Annotated in this window: 16 protein-coding genes; 13 read left to right on the forward strand and 3 right to left on the reverse strand. The window is 50.0% G+C overall.

What is annotated here, in order from left to right; genetic code table 11:
* A partial coding sequence (otsA, locus tag MES37_RS18945) for an alpha,alpha-trehalose-phosphate synthase (protein ID WP_237932369.1) occupies positions 1–1,231 on the forward strand: 1,231 nt, incomplete at its 5' end.
* 420 nt (positions 1,232–1,651) lie between these two features.
* Here the strand turns inward: otsA and uspC are convergent.
* Positions 1,652–2,077, reverse strand: coding sequence for a universal stress protein UspC (gene uspC, locus MES37_RS18950; RefSeq protein WP_133521671.1), 426 nt, complete (start codon positions 2,075–2,077; stop codon positions 1,652–1,654).
* Between the two features lie 803 nt (positions 2,078–2,880).
* Here uspC and flhD point away from each other — a divergent pair.
* From flhD to cheW, 6 genes are all read left to right on the forward strand, one after another.
* Positions 2,881–3,231 carry a flagellar transcriptional regulator FlhD gene (gene flhD, locus MES37_RS18955; RefSeq protein ID WP_064545804.1) on the forward strand — a complete coding sequence of 117 codons (351 nt, stop codon included), beginning with the start codon at positions 2,881–2,883 and terminating at the stop codon, positions 3,229–3,231.
* A 4-nt stretch (positions 3,232–3,235) separates the two neighbouring features.
* Positions 3,236–3,814, forward strand: a complete 579-nt coding sequence (gene flhC, locus MES37_RS18960; protein ID WP_064545806.1) for a flagellar transcriptional regulator FlhC — start codon at positions 3,236–3,238, stop codon at positions 3,812–3,814.
* 128 nt (positions 3,815–3,942) lie between these two features.
* Positions 3,943–4,836 (forward strand): flagellar motor stator protein MotA, encoded by an 894-nt coding sequence (gene motA, locus MES37_RS18965; protein WP_064545808.1) that lies wholly within the window; start codon positions 3,943–3,945, stop codon positions 4,834–4,836.
* Entirely contained in the window at positions 4,833–5,762 is a 930-nt protein-coding gene (gene motB, locus MES37_RS18970) for a flagellar motor protein MotB (protein ID WP_064545810.1), read from the forward strand. The genes motA and motB overlap by 4 nt, the downstream gene beginning before the upstream one ends.
* 10 nt (positions 5,763–5,772) lie before the next feature.
* Positions 5,773–7,779: a chemotaxis protein CheA gene (gene cheA / locus MES37_RS18975; RefSeq protein ID WP_237932375.1), complete on the forward strand. Its 2,007-nt coding sequence runs from the start codon at positions 5,773–5,775 to the stop codon at positions 7,777–7,779.
* Positions 7,780–7,808: 29 nt separating this feature from the next.
* A complete protein-coding gene (cheW, locus tag MES37_RS18980; protein ID WP_064545814.1) occupies positions 7,809–8,309 on the forward strand; it encodes a chemotaxis protein CheW in 501 nt (166 codons plus the stop codon).
* A gap of 109 nt (positions 8,310–8,418) precedes the next feature.
* Here cheW and MES37_RS18985 read toward each other — a convergent pair whose 3' ends face one another.
* The gene (locus MES37_RS18985) at positions 8,419–9,681 is read right to left on the reverse strand and encodes a dicarboxylate/amino acid:cation symporter (RefSeq protein ID WP_064545816.1); all 1,263 of its coding nucleotides are present in this window, start codon (positions 9,679–9,681) and stop codon (positions 8,419–8,421) included.
* 337 nt (positions 9,682–10,018) lie between these two features.
* Between MES37_RS18985 and tar the strand changes: the two genes are divergently transcribed.
* Genes tar through cheZ form a run of 6 tightly spaced genes read left to right on the forward strand, consistent with a single transcriptional unit; the run spans position 10,019 to position 16,315 of the window.
* The gene (tar, locus tag MES37_RS18990) at positions 10,019–11,680 is read left to right on the forward strand and encodes a methyl-accepting chemotaxis protein II (RefSeq protein WP_064545818.1); all 1,662 of its coding nucleotides are present in this window, start codon (positions 10,019–10,021) and stop codon (positions 11,678–11,680) included.
* Between the two features lie 42 nt (positions 11,681–11,722).
* Positions 11,723–13,327 carry a methyl-accepting chemotaxis protein gene (locus MES37_RS18995; protein ID WP_237932370.1) on the forward strand — a complete coding sequence of 535 codons (1,605 nt, stop codon included), beginning with the start codon at positions 11,723–11,725 and terminating at the stop codon, positions 13,325–13,327.
* 13 nt (positions 13,328–13,340) lie between these two features.
* Complete coding sequence (cheR, locus tag MES37_RS19000) at positions 13,341–14,207, forward strand: protein-glutamate O-methyltransferase CheR (RefSeq protein WP_133521668.1); 867 nt, start codon at positions 13,341–13,343, stop codon at positions 14,205–14,207.
* Positions 14,204–15,253: a protein-glutamate methylesterase/protein-glutamine glutaminase gene (locus MES37_RS19005; protein WP_237932373.1), complete on the forward strand. Its 1,050-nt coding sequence runs from the start codon at positions 14,204–14,206 to the stop codon at positions 15,251–15,253. Before cheR ends, MES37_RS19005 begins: the two co-directional genes overlap by 4 nt.
* Before the next feature lie 17 nt (positions 15,254–15,270).
* Complete coding sequence (gene cheY, locus MES37_RS19010) at positions 15,271–15,660, forward strand: chemotaxis response regulator CheY (RefSeq protein WP_064545825.1); 390 nt, start codon at positions 15,271–15,273, stop codon at positions 15,658–15,660.
* Between the two features lie 10 nt (positions 15,661–15,670).
* Positions 15,671–16,315, forward strand: a complete 645-nt coding sequence (gene cheZ / locus MES37_RS19015; RefSeq protein ID WP_064545826.1) for a protein phosphatase CheZ — start codon at positions 15,671–15,673, stop codon at positions 16,313–16,315.
* Positions 16,316–16,374: 59 nt separating this feature from the next.
* Here cheZ and MES37_RS19020 read toward each other — a convergent pair whose 3' ends face one another.
* The gene (locus MES37_RS19020; RefSeq protein ID WP_064545829.1) at positions 16,375–17,304 is read right to left on the reverse strand and encodes a LysR family transcriptional regulator; all 930 of its coding nucleotides are present in this window, start codon (positions 17,302–17,304) and stop codon (positions 16,375–16,377) included.
* Positions 17,305–17,554 lie beyond the last annotated feature (250 nt).

A 17,554-nucleotide genomic window follows, 5' to 3' on the forward strand; every position in this document is an offset into this window, starting at 1 on the left:
ATTCAATCTGAGCCAACAAGATTACGAAAGCTATTATCTACAATTCTCGAATGCGGTACTTTGGCCAGCGTTTCATTATCGTTTGGATCTGGTCGATTTCCAGCGAGAAGCCTGGGAAGGATATCAACGGGTCAATACTCTGTTGGCCAGCAAACTCAAGCCGCTGCTGGAGAATGACGACATTCTGTGGGTGCACGACTACCATTTGCTGCCTTTTGCCGCCGAATGCCGCAAACAGGGGCTCGATCATCGTATTGGTTTCTTCTTACACATTCCATTCCCAACCCCTGAAATATTCAACGCGCTGCCGCCGCATGGCGAGCTGATTGAGGCGTTGTGTGAATACGATTTGCTGGGCTTCCAGACTGAAAACGATCGTCAGGCTTTCCTCGATTGTGTTGCCACCCAGACGCGTCTGGAAAATAAAGGTAAGAACCAGCATCAAGCGTTTGGCAATAGCTTCCGCACCGAGGTTTACCCGATAGGCATTGAGCCGCAAGAGATCAAAAAGAGCGCCGAGGGGCCGCTGCCACCAAAACTCGCACAACTCAAAGCCGAACTGGGGAGCATCAAAAACATCTTCTCTGTAGAGCGACTGGACTACTCCAAAGGGCTGCCGGAACGCTTCCTCGCTTTTGAAGCTTTGCTGGAAAACTACCCGCAGCACCACGGCAAAATTCGTTATACGCAAATTGCGCCGACGTCGCGCGGCGATGTTCAGGCGTACCAGGATATTCGTCATCAACTGGAAACGGAAGCAGGACGCATTAATGGTAAATACGGGCAACTGGGCTGGACGCCGCTGTATTATCTGAACCAGCACTTTGACCGCAAACTGGTGATGAAAGTGTTCCGACATGCCGATGTCGGTTTAGTAACGCCGCTGCGTGACGGCATGAACCTGGTGGCAAAAGAGTACGTGGCGGCACAAGACCCGGCTAATCCAGGGGTATTGGTGCTGTCGAAATTTGCTGGCGCGGCGAATGAATTATCGTCTGCTCTCATTGTTAACCCATATGACCGCGATGATGTTGCCGCGGCACTGGATCGCGCATTAACCATGCCGCTTGCCGAGCGGATATCACGCCACAGTGAAATGATGGCGGTGATTGAAAAGAATGACATTCATCGCTGGCAACAGAGGTTTATTGACGACCTAAAGAAGGCCGTGCAGCGTTGCGATGAATCAAATTTGGATAAGAAGGTGGCGACGTTTCCGAAGCTGGCGTGATTTCCGCGCCAACTTGTTTTGTCGGATGACGCTCACGCTTATCCGACCTACGATTTCTGGGGCAATTTATACCGGGAACAAGGTCAAAACCGGTTCGGTGTGGTCTTTATCCTCTGATGTTGACCTTTGGTTCCGGCTTCAATCGCCTCCATTTTGGCTCCAGGTGGCAGGGTCCAGTCGTCGGGAACGACTGGAGGGCGCGATCGTCGGGAACGAATCGCAACCGACCCTGACACGGAGGCAAACTGGAGGTTTACCGCTTGCGGCGATTGATTTGCCGGACGCCGGGATTATCAAGGGGTTGGCGTTAACCCCTTGATACGTTCACCGTTCATTGAGCTATAAGAGAAAGAAGATTAACGGGTGAACGGAAAATCACGGACTGCCATAAACATTAGCCATAAACATTAGCCATAAACATTAAGTGCCCAATGGTACCAACAACACATCCACCTTGCTTGACTCGACTACCGCCTTCGCGGAGCAAATTATCTTGCTGAAAAAGGTTTGATTGTGGTTGCCGCAAATCACTAAATCTACCGATCCCTGATTGCAGATTGCCAGAATATGCTCACTTAATTCGCCCGTAGCAATAACAGTATTAGTAATGGGGTAATTAGCTTTTTCGAGCAGTTCATCAATAAAGATCTGCGTCTCTTCAAGCATTAATTCCCGTAAGTTTTCAAGCATAGGCGCGGCGAATTGATTATAGAGTTCGGGTTCCGAGGCGAGTGTAATTAAAGTGATTTTACCATTAACTGGCCGGGCAATAGAAACTGCCCGGGCGACCAGCAAATGGCTTTCAGGACTGACAGCGACAGCAACCAGTATATGTTTGTAACTCATTACAACCTCCTGTTGCCTGAGAACCAGACGGTTAACATCTTCCTATATCAATCTACGTTATTGCGCAAGTATAGTAACCACAGGAACTGTGAGCCTGCTCAAGAAAATTCATAAATAACGCTAATGTAAAATAGTTGTAATGAGAATGTGAAGTATAAATTGATCGTTTTACCATCAAACTTTTGTATTATTTTTTCTGGTTACTATGCCGCTCCATTTCTATAGCGAATGACTTCTTTTTCTTAGGCAAAATAATGTCTTACAAGGTGTTACATGCTGAAAGTGGGATTTTTATTAGTGTATTCGTTGGTCTAATTGAAAATGCGAGATAAATCACACAGATAAGATAATTCCTGACCGTGTTATTGCTCGTAAGTCATAGGGTTGTTAGCGCGAAGATAAGGTTTTTCCAGATAAACGTAACGGATATACCGAGTTTGTTTATAAAACATTCAAATGGAAAGTCTCACTGATGTTTTAGTGGGATGCATACAGTAAATATATGTGATCTCCATCACATAAACTTGAAAATTTAACGACCCCCGCATTGTATGTCTAAAGGGCTACGAGTAGAGTTTGCGCGGAATTAGGAAAAATCTTAATTTCTTACAAATTTTTACGCTCGGATATGAACGCACCCACAAGGAAGTTTCACTGCATTTTTGGCGCGGTGGATTCAGTGCATCCTATCGGTTAATTAACGAGCTTTTTTTGGTTGTTTTAATTTTAACCGGGAATTCCCGGCGACTCACGGGGTGCGGCATCGCCGCATGTATAAAAGTTAGTTTTTCAGGATGAACAAAATGCATACATCCGAGTTGTTAAAACATATCTACGATATTAATTTGTCGTATTTACTTCTTGCGCAACGCCTTATTAATGGCGACAAACCTTCAGCAATGTTTCGTTTGGGCGTGAGCGAGGATATGGCCAATACCCTTAGCGAATTAACCTTGCCACAAATGGTAAAATTGGCGGAAACCAATCAACTGATTTGTCAGTTCCGTTTTAGTGATAACCAATCAATTACTCGTTTAACACAAGACTCACGTGTGGACGATTTACAGCAAATCCATACTGGCATTTTGTTATCCACCCGCTTATTAAAAGAGGTGTCGCCGATAGACGAGGCACCTCGCAAAAAAAGGGCGTAACAAAATGAGCGAGAAAAGTATTGTTCAGGAAGCCCGCGACATACAACTGGCGATGGAATTAATAACGCTGGGCGCTAGATTGCAGATGCTTGAAAGCGAAACACAATTAAGCCGTGGCAGACTAATCAAACTTTATAAAGAGCTCCGCGGGAGTCCTCCGCCGAAAGGAATGCTACCTTTTTCTACCGACTGGTTTATGACCTGGGAGCAAAATATCCATGCTTCCATGTTTTGCAACTCCTGGCAGTTTTTACTACGCACCGGATTATGTTCCGGTGTTGACGCGGTCATCAAAGCTTACCGCCTCTATCTTGAACAGTGTCCGGCACAAGAGGGTGGCCCGCTACTGGCGCTGACTCGCGCCTGGACCCTTGTCCGTTTTGTTGAAAGCAATATGCTTGAATTGAGTAGTTGTAATTGCTGCGGTGGTAACTTTATCACCCACGCACACCAGCCAGCAGGCAGCTTTGCTTGTAGTTTGTGCCAGCCTCCATCGAGAGCAGTAAAAAGACGTAAACTTTCTTCGAATACTGCCGATATTATTCCACAACTGCTGGATGAACAGGTCAAACAGGCCGTTTAACAGTTCGGTGTGGATAAACACTCCAGCAGCGATAAGCAATTATCGCTGCTTTTTTTTGCCCCGCGCCTGACTGTTTTCACCTCTGATTTGTGATTCCTCGTCACATTTAACAGCAGAAGGATGTACTCGTGCTGATTGTAATAGGTTATCTGGTCGTTATTGCGACAGTATTCGGCGGCTATATGATGACTGGCGGTCATCTTGGCGCACTCTATCAACCAGCTGAATTTATCATCATTGGTGGGGCGGGTATTGGGGCCTTTATCGTGGGTAATAACGGTAAAGCGATTAAAGCGACGATAAAAGCGTTGCCATTACTTTTTCGTCGCTCGAAATATACCAAAAGCATGTATATGGATCTCATGGCGTTGTTATATCGCTTGATGGCGAAGTCACGTCAACAAGGGATGTTTTCGCTGGAACGTGATATTGAAAATCCTAAAGAGAGCGAAATATTCGCCAGCTACCCGCGCATTTTAGCTGACACTTTGATGCTGGATTTCATTATTGATTATCTACGCCTGATCATCAGCGGGAATATGAACTCGTTTGAAATTGAAGCGTTGATGGATGAAGAAATTGAAACCCACGAAAGTGAAGCGGAAATACCGGCAAATAGCCTGGCAATAATGGGGGATTCCCTTCCGGCATTCGGTATTGTTGCGGCAGTGATGGGCGTGGTTCACGCACTGGCTTCCGCCGACAGACCGGCAGGTGAACTGGGGTCGCTGATTGCGCACGCCATGGTCGGAACCTTCCTTGGGATTTTGCTGGCTTACGGTTTTATCTCGCCTCTGGCGACCGTTCTGCGTCAAAAGAGTGCTGAAACCACAAAAATGATGCAGTGCGTGAAAGTCACATTGCTCTCAAGCCTTAACGGTTATGCGCCGCCAATCGCTGTCGAATTTGGCCGTAAAACTCTTTATTCCAGTGAACGTCCGTCGTTCATTGAACTTGAAGAACATGTGCGTGCTGTTCGTTCCCCGAACACGCAGCAGCGTGCCACGGAAGAAGAAGTATGAAACACAACGCGCGCCCGATTGTTGTCGTAAAACGACGCAAACACAAAGCCCACGGCGGCGGCGCGCACGGTTCATGGAAAATTGCCTACGCGGATTTTATGACCGCGATGATGGCCTTTTTTCTGGTGATGTGGCTGATTTCCATCTCCAGCCCTAAAGAACTGGCGCAAATTGCCGACTACTTCCGTACACCACTTTCTGCCGCGATTACCGGCGGGCAACGCATTGCCGATAGCCAAAGCCCGATTCCTGGCGGTGGCGATGATGTGACCCAACAACAGGGCGAAGTGAAAAGACAACCCAACATTGAAGATCTCAGGAAAAAAATGGAAACCAGTCGTCTCAAGCGATTGGCCGACAAACTGGATCAATTGATTGACGCCGATCCCAGGTTGCGAGCACTGCGTCCGCATCTGCAGATTGACCTGGTTCAAGAGGGGCTGCGGATACAAATCATCGACAGCCAGAACCGCCCAATGTTTAAAAACGGTAGCGCTGAAGTTGAGCCTTATATGCGCGATATTCTGCGCAGTATTGCGCCGTTACTTAATGATTTTCCTAATAAAATTAGCTTGTCTGGTCACACTGATGATTTGCCTTATGCCATGGGAGAGCGTGGTTATAGCAACTGGGAGTTATCTGCGGACCGGGCAAATGCTTCGCGGCGCGAACTGATGTCGGGTGGACTTATCGACGGCAAGGTCCTGCGTGTTGTGGGCATGGCATCCACCATGCGCCTGACAAACCGCGGACCTGGCGATGCGATCAACCGACGCATTAGTTTGCTGGTACTGAATAAACAAGCTGAAGAGGCCATCGTGCACGAAAACGCAGAAAGCGATAATCAGCCACTAAGCATTCTCCAACAACCTGTGGCCGTAGAACCGGCGCAGAACACATTACCGCCACAATCCGGTACGAGGTGATAGCGTGAGTATGGATATCAGCGATTTTTACCAAACATTTTTTGACGAGGCCGACGAGCTACTGGCTGATATGGAACAACATCTGCTGAACCTGGTGTCTGAAGCGCCGGATTCAGAACAGCTGAATGCCATATTTCGTGCTGCGCACTCGATCAAAGGGGGCGCGGGAACGTTCGGTTTCTCCATTTTGCAGGAAACCACGCACTTAATGGAAAACCTGCTGGACGAAGCGCGACGTGGTGAGATGCAACTCAACACCGATATCATCAACCTGTTTTTGGAAACCAAAGATATTATGCAGGAACAGTTGGACGCTTATAAAAACTCCCAGGAACCGGATGCTGAGAGTTTCGATTATATCTGCAAAGCGTTACGCCAACTGGCTCTGGAAGCCAAAGGTGAAGCCCCAACGCAGGCTACAAAATTAACGGTTGTTGAAAAAGAAACTGTTGAAACAGCGCCTGCCAGTGACGGCTATTTACGCATTGCCATTACCGGTTTGAAAGCCAGCGAGCGCAGTTTGTTGCTCGAGGAGCTATCTAACCTCGGCACGATAAGCGATGTCGAGCAGGGTGAAAGCTCAGTGACCGCGACGCTGGAAACCACCGTCTGTGCCGATGACATCAGCGCGGTGCTCTGTTTTGTTATCGAACCTGAACAGATCGAATTCCTGCCATTAGTGGCAAGCGGCACAGCAGAAGAAGTTGCGGAAGTTGTAGCAGCTGAAACGCCGGTTGCTGTTGCTGTGAATGCAGAGCAACCAGTGGCTGCGGTTGCGGCACCCGTTGCACCACGTAGCGAAAGAGAAAGCAAACCGCCGCGTGTCAGTGAGTCAAGCAGCATCCGTGTCGCCGTGGAAAAGGTCGATCAGCTGATTAACCTGGTAGGCGAACTGGTGATTACCCAGTCGATGTTAGCCCAACGTTCCAACGAACTTGACCCGGTTGAACACGGCGAATTGATTACCAGTATGGGTCAGTTACAACGTAACGCCCGTGACCTGCAAGAGTCAGTGATGTCTATCCGAATGATGCCAATGGAGTATGTCTTCAGTCGCTTCCCGCGTCTGGTACGTGATCTGGCGGGTAAATTGGGTAAACAAGTCGAACTGACTTTGCAGGGTAGCTCAACGGAGCTGGATAAAAGTTTAATCGAACGCATTATTGACCCATTAACTCACCTGGTGCGTAACAGTCTCGACCACGGTATCGAATCGCCGGAAAAACGCCACGCGGCGGGTAAATCGGCGGTAGGAAATTTGATTCTTTCGGCAGAACACCAGGGCGGGAATATCTGCATCGAAGTTTCTGATGATGGTGCTGGCCTGAACCGTGAGCGCATTCTTGCCAAAGCGCTGTCGCAAGGCATGGCGGTACACGAAAACATGTCTGACGATGAAGTGGGCATGCTGATTTTTGCCCCAGGGTTCTCCACCGCCGAGCAGGTCACTGATGTGTCCGGGCGCGGTGTCGGTATGGACGTGGTGAAACGTAACATCCAGGAAATGGGTGGCCATGTTGAAATCAAATCGCAGGCCAATGTCGGCACCACCATCCGCATTATGTTGCCGCTGACCCTCGCTATTCTTGATGGCATGTCGGTCAAAGTTTGTGACGAAGTCTTTATCTTGCCGCTCAACGCGGTGATGGAGTCGTTACAGCCGAAGGAAGATGATTTGCATCCGCTGGCGGGTGGCGAGCGCGTGCTTGAAGTGCGTGGCGAATACTTGCCGCTGGTTGAACTGTGGAAAGTGTTTGATGTGACTGGCGCTAAAACTGAAGCGACGCAGGGCATCGTGGTGATTTTGCAAAGTGCCGGACGGCGTTACGCACTATTGGTCGACCAGTTGATTGGTCAGCACCAGGTGGTGGTGAAAAACCTCGAAAGTAACTATCGCAAAGTGCCGGGTATTTCTGCTGCCACCATTCTTGGCGATGGCAGTGTGGCGCTGATTGTTGATGTTTCTGCGCTGCAAGGTTTGAACCGTGAACAACGTATGGCCGGCCACGCCGCCTGATCCTCCGGGTTTTAGAATAGGATAATTAAATGACTGGATTAACTAATGTGACAAAAATGACCGGGGAAACGGTAGGGCAAGAGTTCCTCGTTTTCACTCTCGGCGACGAAGAGTACGGCATCGACATTTTAAAAGTGCAGGAAATTCGCGGATACGATCAAGTCACGCGTATTGCCAACACGCCTGCGTTTATCAAAGGGGTGACCAACCTGCGCGGTGTGATTGTGCCTATCCTCGATTTGCGCATTAAGTTTGCGCAAGATGACGTGGAATATAACGATAACACGGTGGTTATCGTGCTGAATTTCGGCCAACGTGTGGTGGGGATTGTGGTGGATGGCGTGTCTGATGTGTTGTCGCTGACGGCTGAACAAATCCGCCCGGCACCTGAATTTGCCGTCACGCTGTCAACGGAATACCTGACTGGCCTCGGCGCACTGGGTGACCGTATGCTGATTCTGGTGAACATTGAGAAGTTGCTGAATAGCGAAGAGATGGCACTGATCGATGATGTTAGCCGCGTAGCCTGATTTGGCTTAGCGGGTTGTCGGGTGGCGCTTGCGCTTGCCCGACCTACGCGATGCGGTTTTTTTGTAGGGCGGATAAGCGCAAGCGCCATCCGCCACTATCATCAGCGTATTACGCTTCTACGCGTTCGCCAGCTTCGACTTCTTCTTCCATCTCGCCTTCGTTTTTCGACAACATCGCTGTTGCCACACCGTTACCCAGCACGTTAATCGCTGAACGGCCCATGTCGAGGAAGTGGTCGATACCCATCAGCAGCAAAATACCTGCCACCGGGATATTAAAGCTTGGAATGGTGGCAGCCAGCACCACCAGTGCAGAACGCGGCACCCCAGCGATACCTTTCGATGCCAGCATCAACGTCAGCATCAGTACCACAATCTCAGAGAAATTCAGGTGGATGTTATAGGCCTGGGCGATAAACATCGAAGCAAAAGAGCAGTACACCATCGAACCGACCAGGTTGAACGAATAACCAATCGGCAGAACAAAGGATGCAATGTTACGTGAGCAACCAAAGCGCGTGAGCTGATCCAATGTTTTAGGATAAGCCGCTTCTGAGCTGCTGGTAGTAAACGCAACCAGAACTGGGTCTTTGAGCATGGCAATCAGGCGGAACACATCACGCTTGAGCACCATGTAACCGACGCCAATCAGCACCATGCAGGTGAGGATGATCGCCAGATAGTAACCGCCGATAAACGAGGCGTAGTTGAGCAAAATACCCAAACCTTCGGTGGCCACCACAGAAGATATCGCGGCAAAAATTGCCAGCGGTGCCACGTACATTACATAACCCGTCACTTTCAGCATGATGTGGGAAACCACATCCAGCGCTGCCACTAATGGCGTGTTGAATTTCTCGCCAAGCGAAGCGCCCGCAATACCGAAGAATAAAGAGAACACCACTATTTGCAGGATTTCGTTATTCGACATCGCGCCCGCAATACTGGTTGGAATGGTATGCGAGATAAAGGCTTTCAGGTTCATGCCGCTAACCGCAAGGCCGGTTTGCACATCACCTGCCGGAACCTGGAGATTCATGCCCGCACCTGGCTGCTGAAGCGTGACGATGAACAAACCCACCAGAATGGAAAGGATGGAAGAGGAGACAAACCACACCATCGCTTTACCACCGACGCGGCCAATAGTTGACGTTTCGCCCATCTTCATGATGCCAACCGTTAAGGTGCTAAACACCAAAGGGGCAATCACCATTTTGATCAGTCGTAAAAAAATGTCGGTAAACAGCGTGATGTTTTCGGCATAACTTTTGATGTTGTCTGCGGCAGCGTATTCATGAATGGCGGCGCCCGAGAGAATACCGGCGAACATGAATAGCAAAATAAACAGCGTGAGTTTGTTTGAGTTTGACACTTACGTAGTAACCCCATCCGGTTTAGTAACAATAATTTAACCTATTGAACCATATATAATTATTATGTTTGCCCAATAAGTATTCGGCCCATAAATTGAAGCAAACAGCGTCCGGATTCAACTATTTTTTACTTTTTGTCGCATTTGTTAATACAGAATGCCTTATGCAACAACATGTCAGCAATCATGCAACTACCGCCATTGTCCGCTCGTCCGTAGGTTGGGCAAACGCAGTGCCCCGACGTCCTTATCCGACAAAAACATCCCAAAAGTTTCACGTAAAGTTTCGACACCGTATGCCGATAACACCGATAAGAAATCATTAAAAGGGTGTTATATGTTGAACCGTATTCGCGTTGTCACCGTGCTTTTGATGGTGTTGGTGGTGTTTGCACTCCTCCAGCTCATCTCTGGCGGAATGTTTTTTAACTCACTTAAAGATAATAACGACAGTTTTAAAGTTTCCAGAGAGTTACGCGTTCAACAATCGGAACTGGCTAATACCTGGGAATTGATGCTGCAAACCCGCATCAATCTCAGCCGCTCCGCCGCTCGTATGATGATGGATGCCAGCAACGGGCAAAGTGCGGCTAAAACCGAACTGCTCAATAACGCTAAAAAATCCCTGGCCAGCGCCCAGCAACATTACGCCCTGTTTAAACAAATCCCCGCTATTAACCCAGAGCTGGAAACCCTGGTCAAAGGCATTGATGACGATTACCAGAACTACAACCAGGCGCTGAGCGAACTGGTGGGTTACCTGGAAAGTGGCAACATGGACGCCTATTTTGCGCAGTCCACACAAAGCCTGCAAAACGCCCTTCAGACTGAATATGGCAATTACATCGCCATGAACGACCGCATGTATGAGCAGTCGTTTATTGCCAGCACCCATAATTACAACTTTGCCAAATGGCAAATCGCCGGACTGGCGTTAGCGCTCTTTGCAGTGATTCTGCTGGTGTGGGCTGGGATGCGCCGCATTCTGCTGCAACCGCTGTCAGTGGTTATCGGCCATATTCGTGAAATCGCTAACGGCAACTTGACGGAAAATATCGTGTCCAGCGGGCGCAATGAAATCAGCGTGCTGACTTCCAGCGTGCGCCATATGCAGCAAGAACTGATTATCACCGTTGGCAGCGTGCGTGATGGTTCCGACGCGATTTATAGCGGAGCCAGCGAAATTGCTGCCGGAAATAATGACCTTTCATCGCGCACCGAACAGCAAGCCGCTTCGCTTGAAGAAACAGCTGCCAGCATGGAACAGCTTACTGCGACGGTGAAACAGAACGCCGAAAATGCCCGCCAGGCTTCACAACTGGCCTTAAGCGCCTCCGAAACGGCCCAACGTGGCGGCAAAGTGGTGGATGGCGTGGTGAAAACCATGCACGACATCGCAGGCTCCTCGAAAAAAATCGCTGACATTACCGGCGTAATTGATGGCATCGCTTTTCAGACCAACATCCTGGCGCTGAACGCCGCGGTGGAAGCGGCACGTGCCGGTGAGCAAGGCCGTGGATTCGCGGTAGTCGCGGGCGAAGTGCGTAATCTGGCGCAGCGCAGTGCGCAGGCCGCCAAAGAGATCAAATCGCTGATTGAAGATTCAGTTTCCCGCGTGGATACCGGCTCAGTGCTGGTGGAAAGCGCCGGGGAAACGATGAGCGACATCGTCAATGCGGTGACGCGGGTGACAGACATCATGGGCGAAATTGCTTCCGCCTCTGACGAACAAAGCCGCGGTATCGATCAAGTTGCGCTGGCGGTGTCTGAAATGGACCGCGTCACGCAACAGAACGCTTCACTGGTGGAAGAATCGGCTTCTGCCGCAGCCGCCCTTGAAGAACAAGCCAGCATGCTAAACCAACTGGTCGCAGCCTTCCGTTTACAGGCTGAACCTGCGACGACGCCTGCTGTTATTGCCTCGAGTGTGGCGACACCGGTTCTCAAGACCAGTAAAGCCACCGTCAGTGGGCATGACGACAATTGGGAAACTTTCTAAGAATCATTAATGGCTGCCAGACATGCCAGCTGAGGGGATGTGATGTTCAACCGTATCCGAATTTCGACCACGCTGTTGTTAATCTTGATCGTCTGCGGCGTATTGCAGATTGGCAGTAATGGACTGTCCTTTTGGGCATTCAGGGATGACTTTCAGAATTTAAAAATGGTTGAAGTCGGAAACCAGCAACGTGACACCCTAACGCAAAGCCGTGCGGCTTTGTTGCAGGCCAGCACGGCGCTGAGCCGGGCCGGGACGCTGACGGCACTCAGTTATCCGCAAGACGATATTAAACGGCTGATGGCCAACGCGCGCGGCAGCCTGAAACAGGCTGACATGTTGTTTAACCAGTTTCTGGAAATCCCACCTTTGAATAAAGAAGGTGAGGTGATGATGGCGTCAACCAAACAAAGTTACGCCACCTGGCGCGATGATCTGCAGCATCAGTCGACCTGGCTTGAGAGCAATCAGCTTTCTGATTTCCTCAGCGCGCCGATTCAGAAGTCACAGGATATTTTTGATGCCAACTTTAATGCCTGGCAGCAAAGTATTAATGACATCGTGGCGGCGTCGAGTGCAGACAGCAAAACCAATTACCAGATCTCGGCCATTATTTTTGCCTGTGTCACGGTGATTGCGATTCTGATGCTGATTGGCTCAATCGTCTGGTCACGCAGAATGCTGGTGCGCCCACTTGAAATCGTCCGCAGTCATTTTGAGCATATTGCCGCCGGGGATTTGGCACGCCCGATCGGTGTCTTTGGGCGTAACGAAATCTCTGAGATTTTCCGCAGCCTGAAAAACATGCAGCAGGAGCTTAAAGAGACGGTGGGGCAGGTTCGCCAGGGCAGCAGCGCGATGCACACCGGTATCGCAGAAATTGCTGCGGGCAACAATGACCTTTCATCACGTACCGAACAGCAGGCTGCGTCGCTGGCGGAAACCGCCGCTAGTATGGAACAACTCACCGCAACCGTGAGCCAGAACGCCGACAACGCGCGCCAGGCAGCGCAGCTTTCTCGCACTGCCGCCGATACCGCGCAGCAAGGCGGCCAGCAAGCGGCCAATGTCGCACGTACCATGCACGATATCGCCGGAAGCTCGAAGAAAATTGGTGACATCACCAGCGTGATTGATGGCATCGCTTTCCAGACCAATATTCTGGCACTGAACGCCGCCGTTGAAGCGGCTCGTGCTGGCGAGCAAGGGCGTGGATTTGCCGTAGTCGCAGGCGAGGTGCGCAACCTGGCACAACGCAGTGCGCAGGCGGCAAAAGAGATCAAAGTGTTGATTGAAGAGTCGGTTGACCGCGTGCATCAGGGTTCGCAACTGGTGGATACCGCCGCGACGACGATGGCGGAGATCGTCCGTTCGGTGACGCAGGTTAACGACATTATGGGCGAAATTGCTTCCGCCTCTGACGAGCAACGTCGCGGCATCGAACAGGTGGCGCAGGCCGTCAGCCAGATGGATCAGGTCACCCAACAGAATGCTGCACTGGTAGAAGAAGCCGCAGCCGCCACCGATGCGCTGGCAAGCCAGGCCGAACACCTGAGTGGTGTCGTTGCAGTGTTTAATCTGGAAAGTGCTACTGAACAAGGCATCAGCAAAGATTTAGTCACTAACGGGGTGCTTGTCACTCCATGATCAAGAAGGCGCTATGACATCACCACTGTCCAACGGACAAACGTCATTAATGTTACAGATGACACAGCGTCTACCGCTGTCCGACACGCATTTTCGTCGGATCTGCCAGTTGATTTACCAGCGCGCAGGTATTGTGCTGGCCGATCATAAACGCGACATGGTTTACAACCGCCTGGTGCGCCGTTTGCGCACTTTAGGGCTGGAGGATTTTGGGCACTATTTGAGCATGCTGGAAGCCAACGGTATTAATGCCGAATGGCAGGCGTTCATTAATTCCCTGACCACAAACCTGACGGCATTTTTTCGCGAGGGTCACCATTTCCCGATTCTCGCAGAGCATGCGCGTAAACGGAGTGGTGAATACAAAGTGTGGAGTGCTGCGGCCTCGACCGGAGAAGAACCTTACTCCATCGCGATTACGCTAGCCGATGTTATCGGGATGGCGCCGGGGCGCTGGAAAGTGTTTGCCAGTGATATTGACACTCAGGTTCTGGAGAAGGCGCAAAGTGGGGTTTATCGCCAGGATGAACTGAAAACGCTGGCTCCACTCCAGATGCAGCGCTATTTCATGCGCGGCACCGGGCCACACGATGGGCTGGTGCGCGTACGTAGCGATCTGGCCAGTCATATGGAATTTGCGCCAATCAACCTGTTGGACAAGCAAGCGCCAATTCCTGGGCCATTTGATGCCATTTTCTGTCGCAACGTGATGATTTATTTCGATAAAGAAACGCAGCAGCAAATTTTGCAGCGCTTTGTACCGTTGCTTAAACCGGGCGGATTGCTGTTTGCCGGGCATTCGGAAAATTTCAGTAATCTCAGCCGCGAATTTTTGCTGCGTGGGCAGACGGTATATGGACTGAGTAAGGAAAAATCATGACAAAAATAACTGTGCTGTGTGTCGATGATTCTGCCCTGATGCGTCAAATCATGACTGAGATAGTCAACAGTCATGACGACATGGAAATGGTGGCAACCGCGCCAGACCCGCTGGTGGCGCGGGATTTGATTAAAAAATTTAACCCGGACGTACTGACGCTGGATGTCGAAATGCCACGTATGGACGGGCTGGATTTTCTCGAAAAATTGATGCGTCTGCGCCCGATGCCGGTGGTGATGGTGTCATCACTGACGGGGAAAGGTTCGGAAGTCACTTTAAGGGCGCTGGAGTTGGGGGCGATTGATTTTGTCACTAAACCACAGTTGGGGATCCGCGAAGGGATGCTGGCGTACAGCGAAACTATTGCTGAGAAAGTGCGCACCGCGGCCAAAGCCAAACTGGCCGCACGCGCACCAGCGGCGGCTCCGATGGCAATCAAAGCCGGGCCATTGCTCAGTTCAGAAAAATTGATAGCCATCGGTGCATCAACTGGTGGTACTGAGGCGATTCGCCATGTGCTACAACCGTTGCCGCTTTCAAGCCCAGCGGTGCTGATCACCCAACATATGCCGCCAGGTTTTACGCGCTCGTTTGCCGACAGGCTCAACAAGTTGTGCCAGATAGCCGTAAAAGAAGCTGAGGATGGCGAGCGCGTATTGCCAGGTCATGCGTACATCGCCCCTGGTGATAAACATATGGAGCTTGCTCGCAGCGGGGCGAACTACCAAATCAAGATTCACGATGGCCCACCTGTGAACCGGCATCGCCCGGCCGTGGATGTGTTGTTCCATTCCGTGGCGAAATTCGCTGGGAGAAATGCCGTGGGCGTGATTCTCACCGGAATGGGGAATGACGGTGCCGCCGGGATGCTGGCAATGCATAAAGCCGGGGCATGGACCATCGCCCAAAACGAAGCAAGTTGTGTGGTGTTCGGCATGCCGCGTGAAGCCATTAACAGTGGTGGCGTTAGCGAAGTGGTCGATTTAAGCCAGATTAGTCAGCAGATGTTGATGAAGATTAGTGCCGGACAGGCAATACGTATTTAACCGAAGGAACTCTATAAATGGCAGATAAAGAACTCAAATTTTTGGTGGTGGATGACTTCTCTACCATGCGTCGCATTGTCCGTAACCTGTTAAAAGAGCTGGGTTTCAACAACGTTGAAGAGGCTGAAGATGGCGTTGATGCGTTGAATAAACTGAATGGTGGCGGCTTTGGCTTCGTGATTTCTGACTGGAACATGCCGAACATGGATGGCCTGGAGTTGCTGAAAACCATTCGTGCCGATGGCGCAATGGCGGCAATGCCAGTGCTGATGGTGACGGCTGAGGCGAAGAAAGAGAACATTATTGCCGCAGCACAAGCCGGGGCGAGTGGTTATGTGGTGAAACCGTTCACCGCCGCCACTCTGGAAGAGAAGTTGAACAAAATCTTCGAAAAGCTCGGCATGTAAGGAGAGGCACATGCACTCATCTACAAACCCCGCGTCAGAGTTAAATTCAACCGGCGATATTATCGTTCGGATAGGTAGCCTGACCCGTATGCTGCGTGACAGCTTGCGCGAACTGGGCCTTGACCAGGCGATTGCTGAAGCGGCGGAAGCTATTCCTGATGCCCGCGACCGTCTGGACTATGTGGTGCAAATGACGGCGCAGGCCGCCGAACGCGCACTGAACTGCGTGGAGCTCGCACAGCCTCACCAGAATAAAATGGAAAGCGATGCCAAAGCATTAACTGGCCGTTGGGACGCCTGGTTTGAAAACCCCATCGAGCTGGGTGATGCCCGTGAACTGGTCACCGATACGCGTAGTTATTTATCTGGCGTCCCGTCGCATACCAGTTTCACTAATGCCCAGCTTCTGGAAATCATGATGGCACAGGATTTCCAGGATTTAACCGGCCAGGTAATCAAGCGCATGATGGATGTTATCCAGGAAATTGAACGCCAGTTGTTGATGGTGTTGATGGAGAACATGCCAGAACTGGATGCCCGAGCAAAACGCCCGGCTGACAGCCTGCTTAACGGCCCACAAATGAACGCCAGCGCGGCGGGTGTGGTGGCAAGCCAGGATCAGGTTGATGATTTGCTGGATAGTTTAGGCTTTTAAGTCTGAACATCGTGCGGGGGAGGATTTCCCTGCACGATGATACTACCCAATTTTATACTTCAAAAAATGTTCTCATCCGCCATTATCGGTGCTTTCAAAATGCTGACTATTTTGTTTAGCAACTCGTCATCCCCATTTTGTTTATGCATGTGCGCGTTGAAATAGAGACTGCTTTGTTGGAAGAAATCACACTTGACCTCTCTGAATGGCAGGAAAGATCGAATGAACGAGGAGTATTGTTTAGGAATAATCAGTAGTAAATCTCTTGATAGCGTGGCCAAAAGCAAATTGACTGCGCTTTCACTTCGGATTTCAGGGGCAAGAACTCGCGAACTTATCACGCGGCTAAAGTCATTTTTTAATTGCGTATCTGAATGGCGCAAACTAAAGCCGAGGTACTTTTCCTGGGTGAACTGTTCCAGGGTAATGCTGTCACCTACGGTTTTGTGCTGTTGGCGGCATATAATGACGTATTCAAACGAGTAAAGAGTTGTCCCGAGAATGTTGCTGTCACCCTGAATGGTTAAACCGATATCCAGGTCTACTTCCCGACTGCGAAGTTTATTACTCCGTTGCTCGTTGGTTGCAGGTAGGCTGCAGAACTCCACCACGCACTCCTCAGGAACAATACCGTGTTCCCAAAGTTTCTCAGTAATCCATAACTCGCTTAAGGATTCTGTCTGGATGAAAATTTTACGCGTCGCAGTACTTTGTAACTGTTTGAGATTAATCGCTTCAATAATGTCGTTATTGATCAACGTGAATTTCTGATAAAGATTCAGCGCCAGCGAAGTGGGCTTCACACCATTGAGCGAACGAACAAAAAGCGGGTCTCCGTAATGATCACGCAGTTTTTTTACCGCGTAACTGACGACTGAAGGCGCAACCCCCAATACTTCTGCTGCACTCACCATACTGCTCGTTTCGACAATGGTGACCAGGTAATGTATTAAATTATAATCAAATTTCCCTTCTTCCTGTTTAGGCATCGCGTTTCTCTCTTCATCTATAAACAGACGATTCAAGTCTAGTTCAATGATTTATTCCATGAATGGATTTCTGTTCAATGATTTTTACTATGAGCTTTTCCATGGTTCAATTACCTGGCACCTAATAACTCACCTTTAAAGAGGAGTGTTGGCTAATTTAAAACACGAACTGGAAAGCCACCAGATAGTGGTCAGGCAGAGTGTTGTAAACATATGTTTAACAATTGGGGGTAAATGCAAACTTCATCAC

The sequence above is a fragment of the Buttiauxella sp. S19-1 genome (assembly GCF_022134725.1).
Classification (GTDB): Bacteria; Pseudomonadota; Gammaproteobacteria; order Enterobacterales; family Enterobacteriaceae; genus Buttiauxella; species Buttiauxella ferragutiae.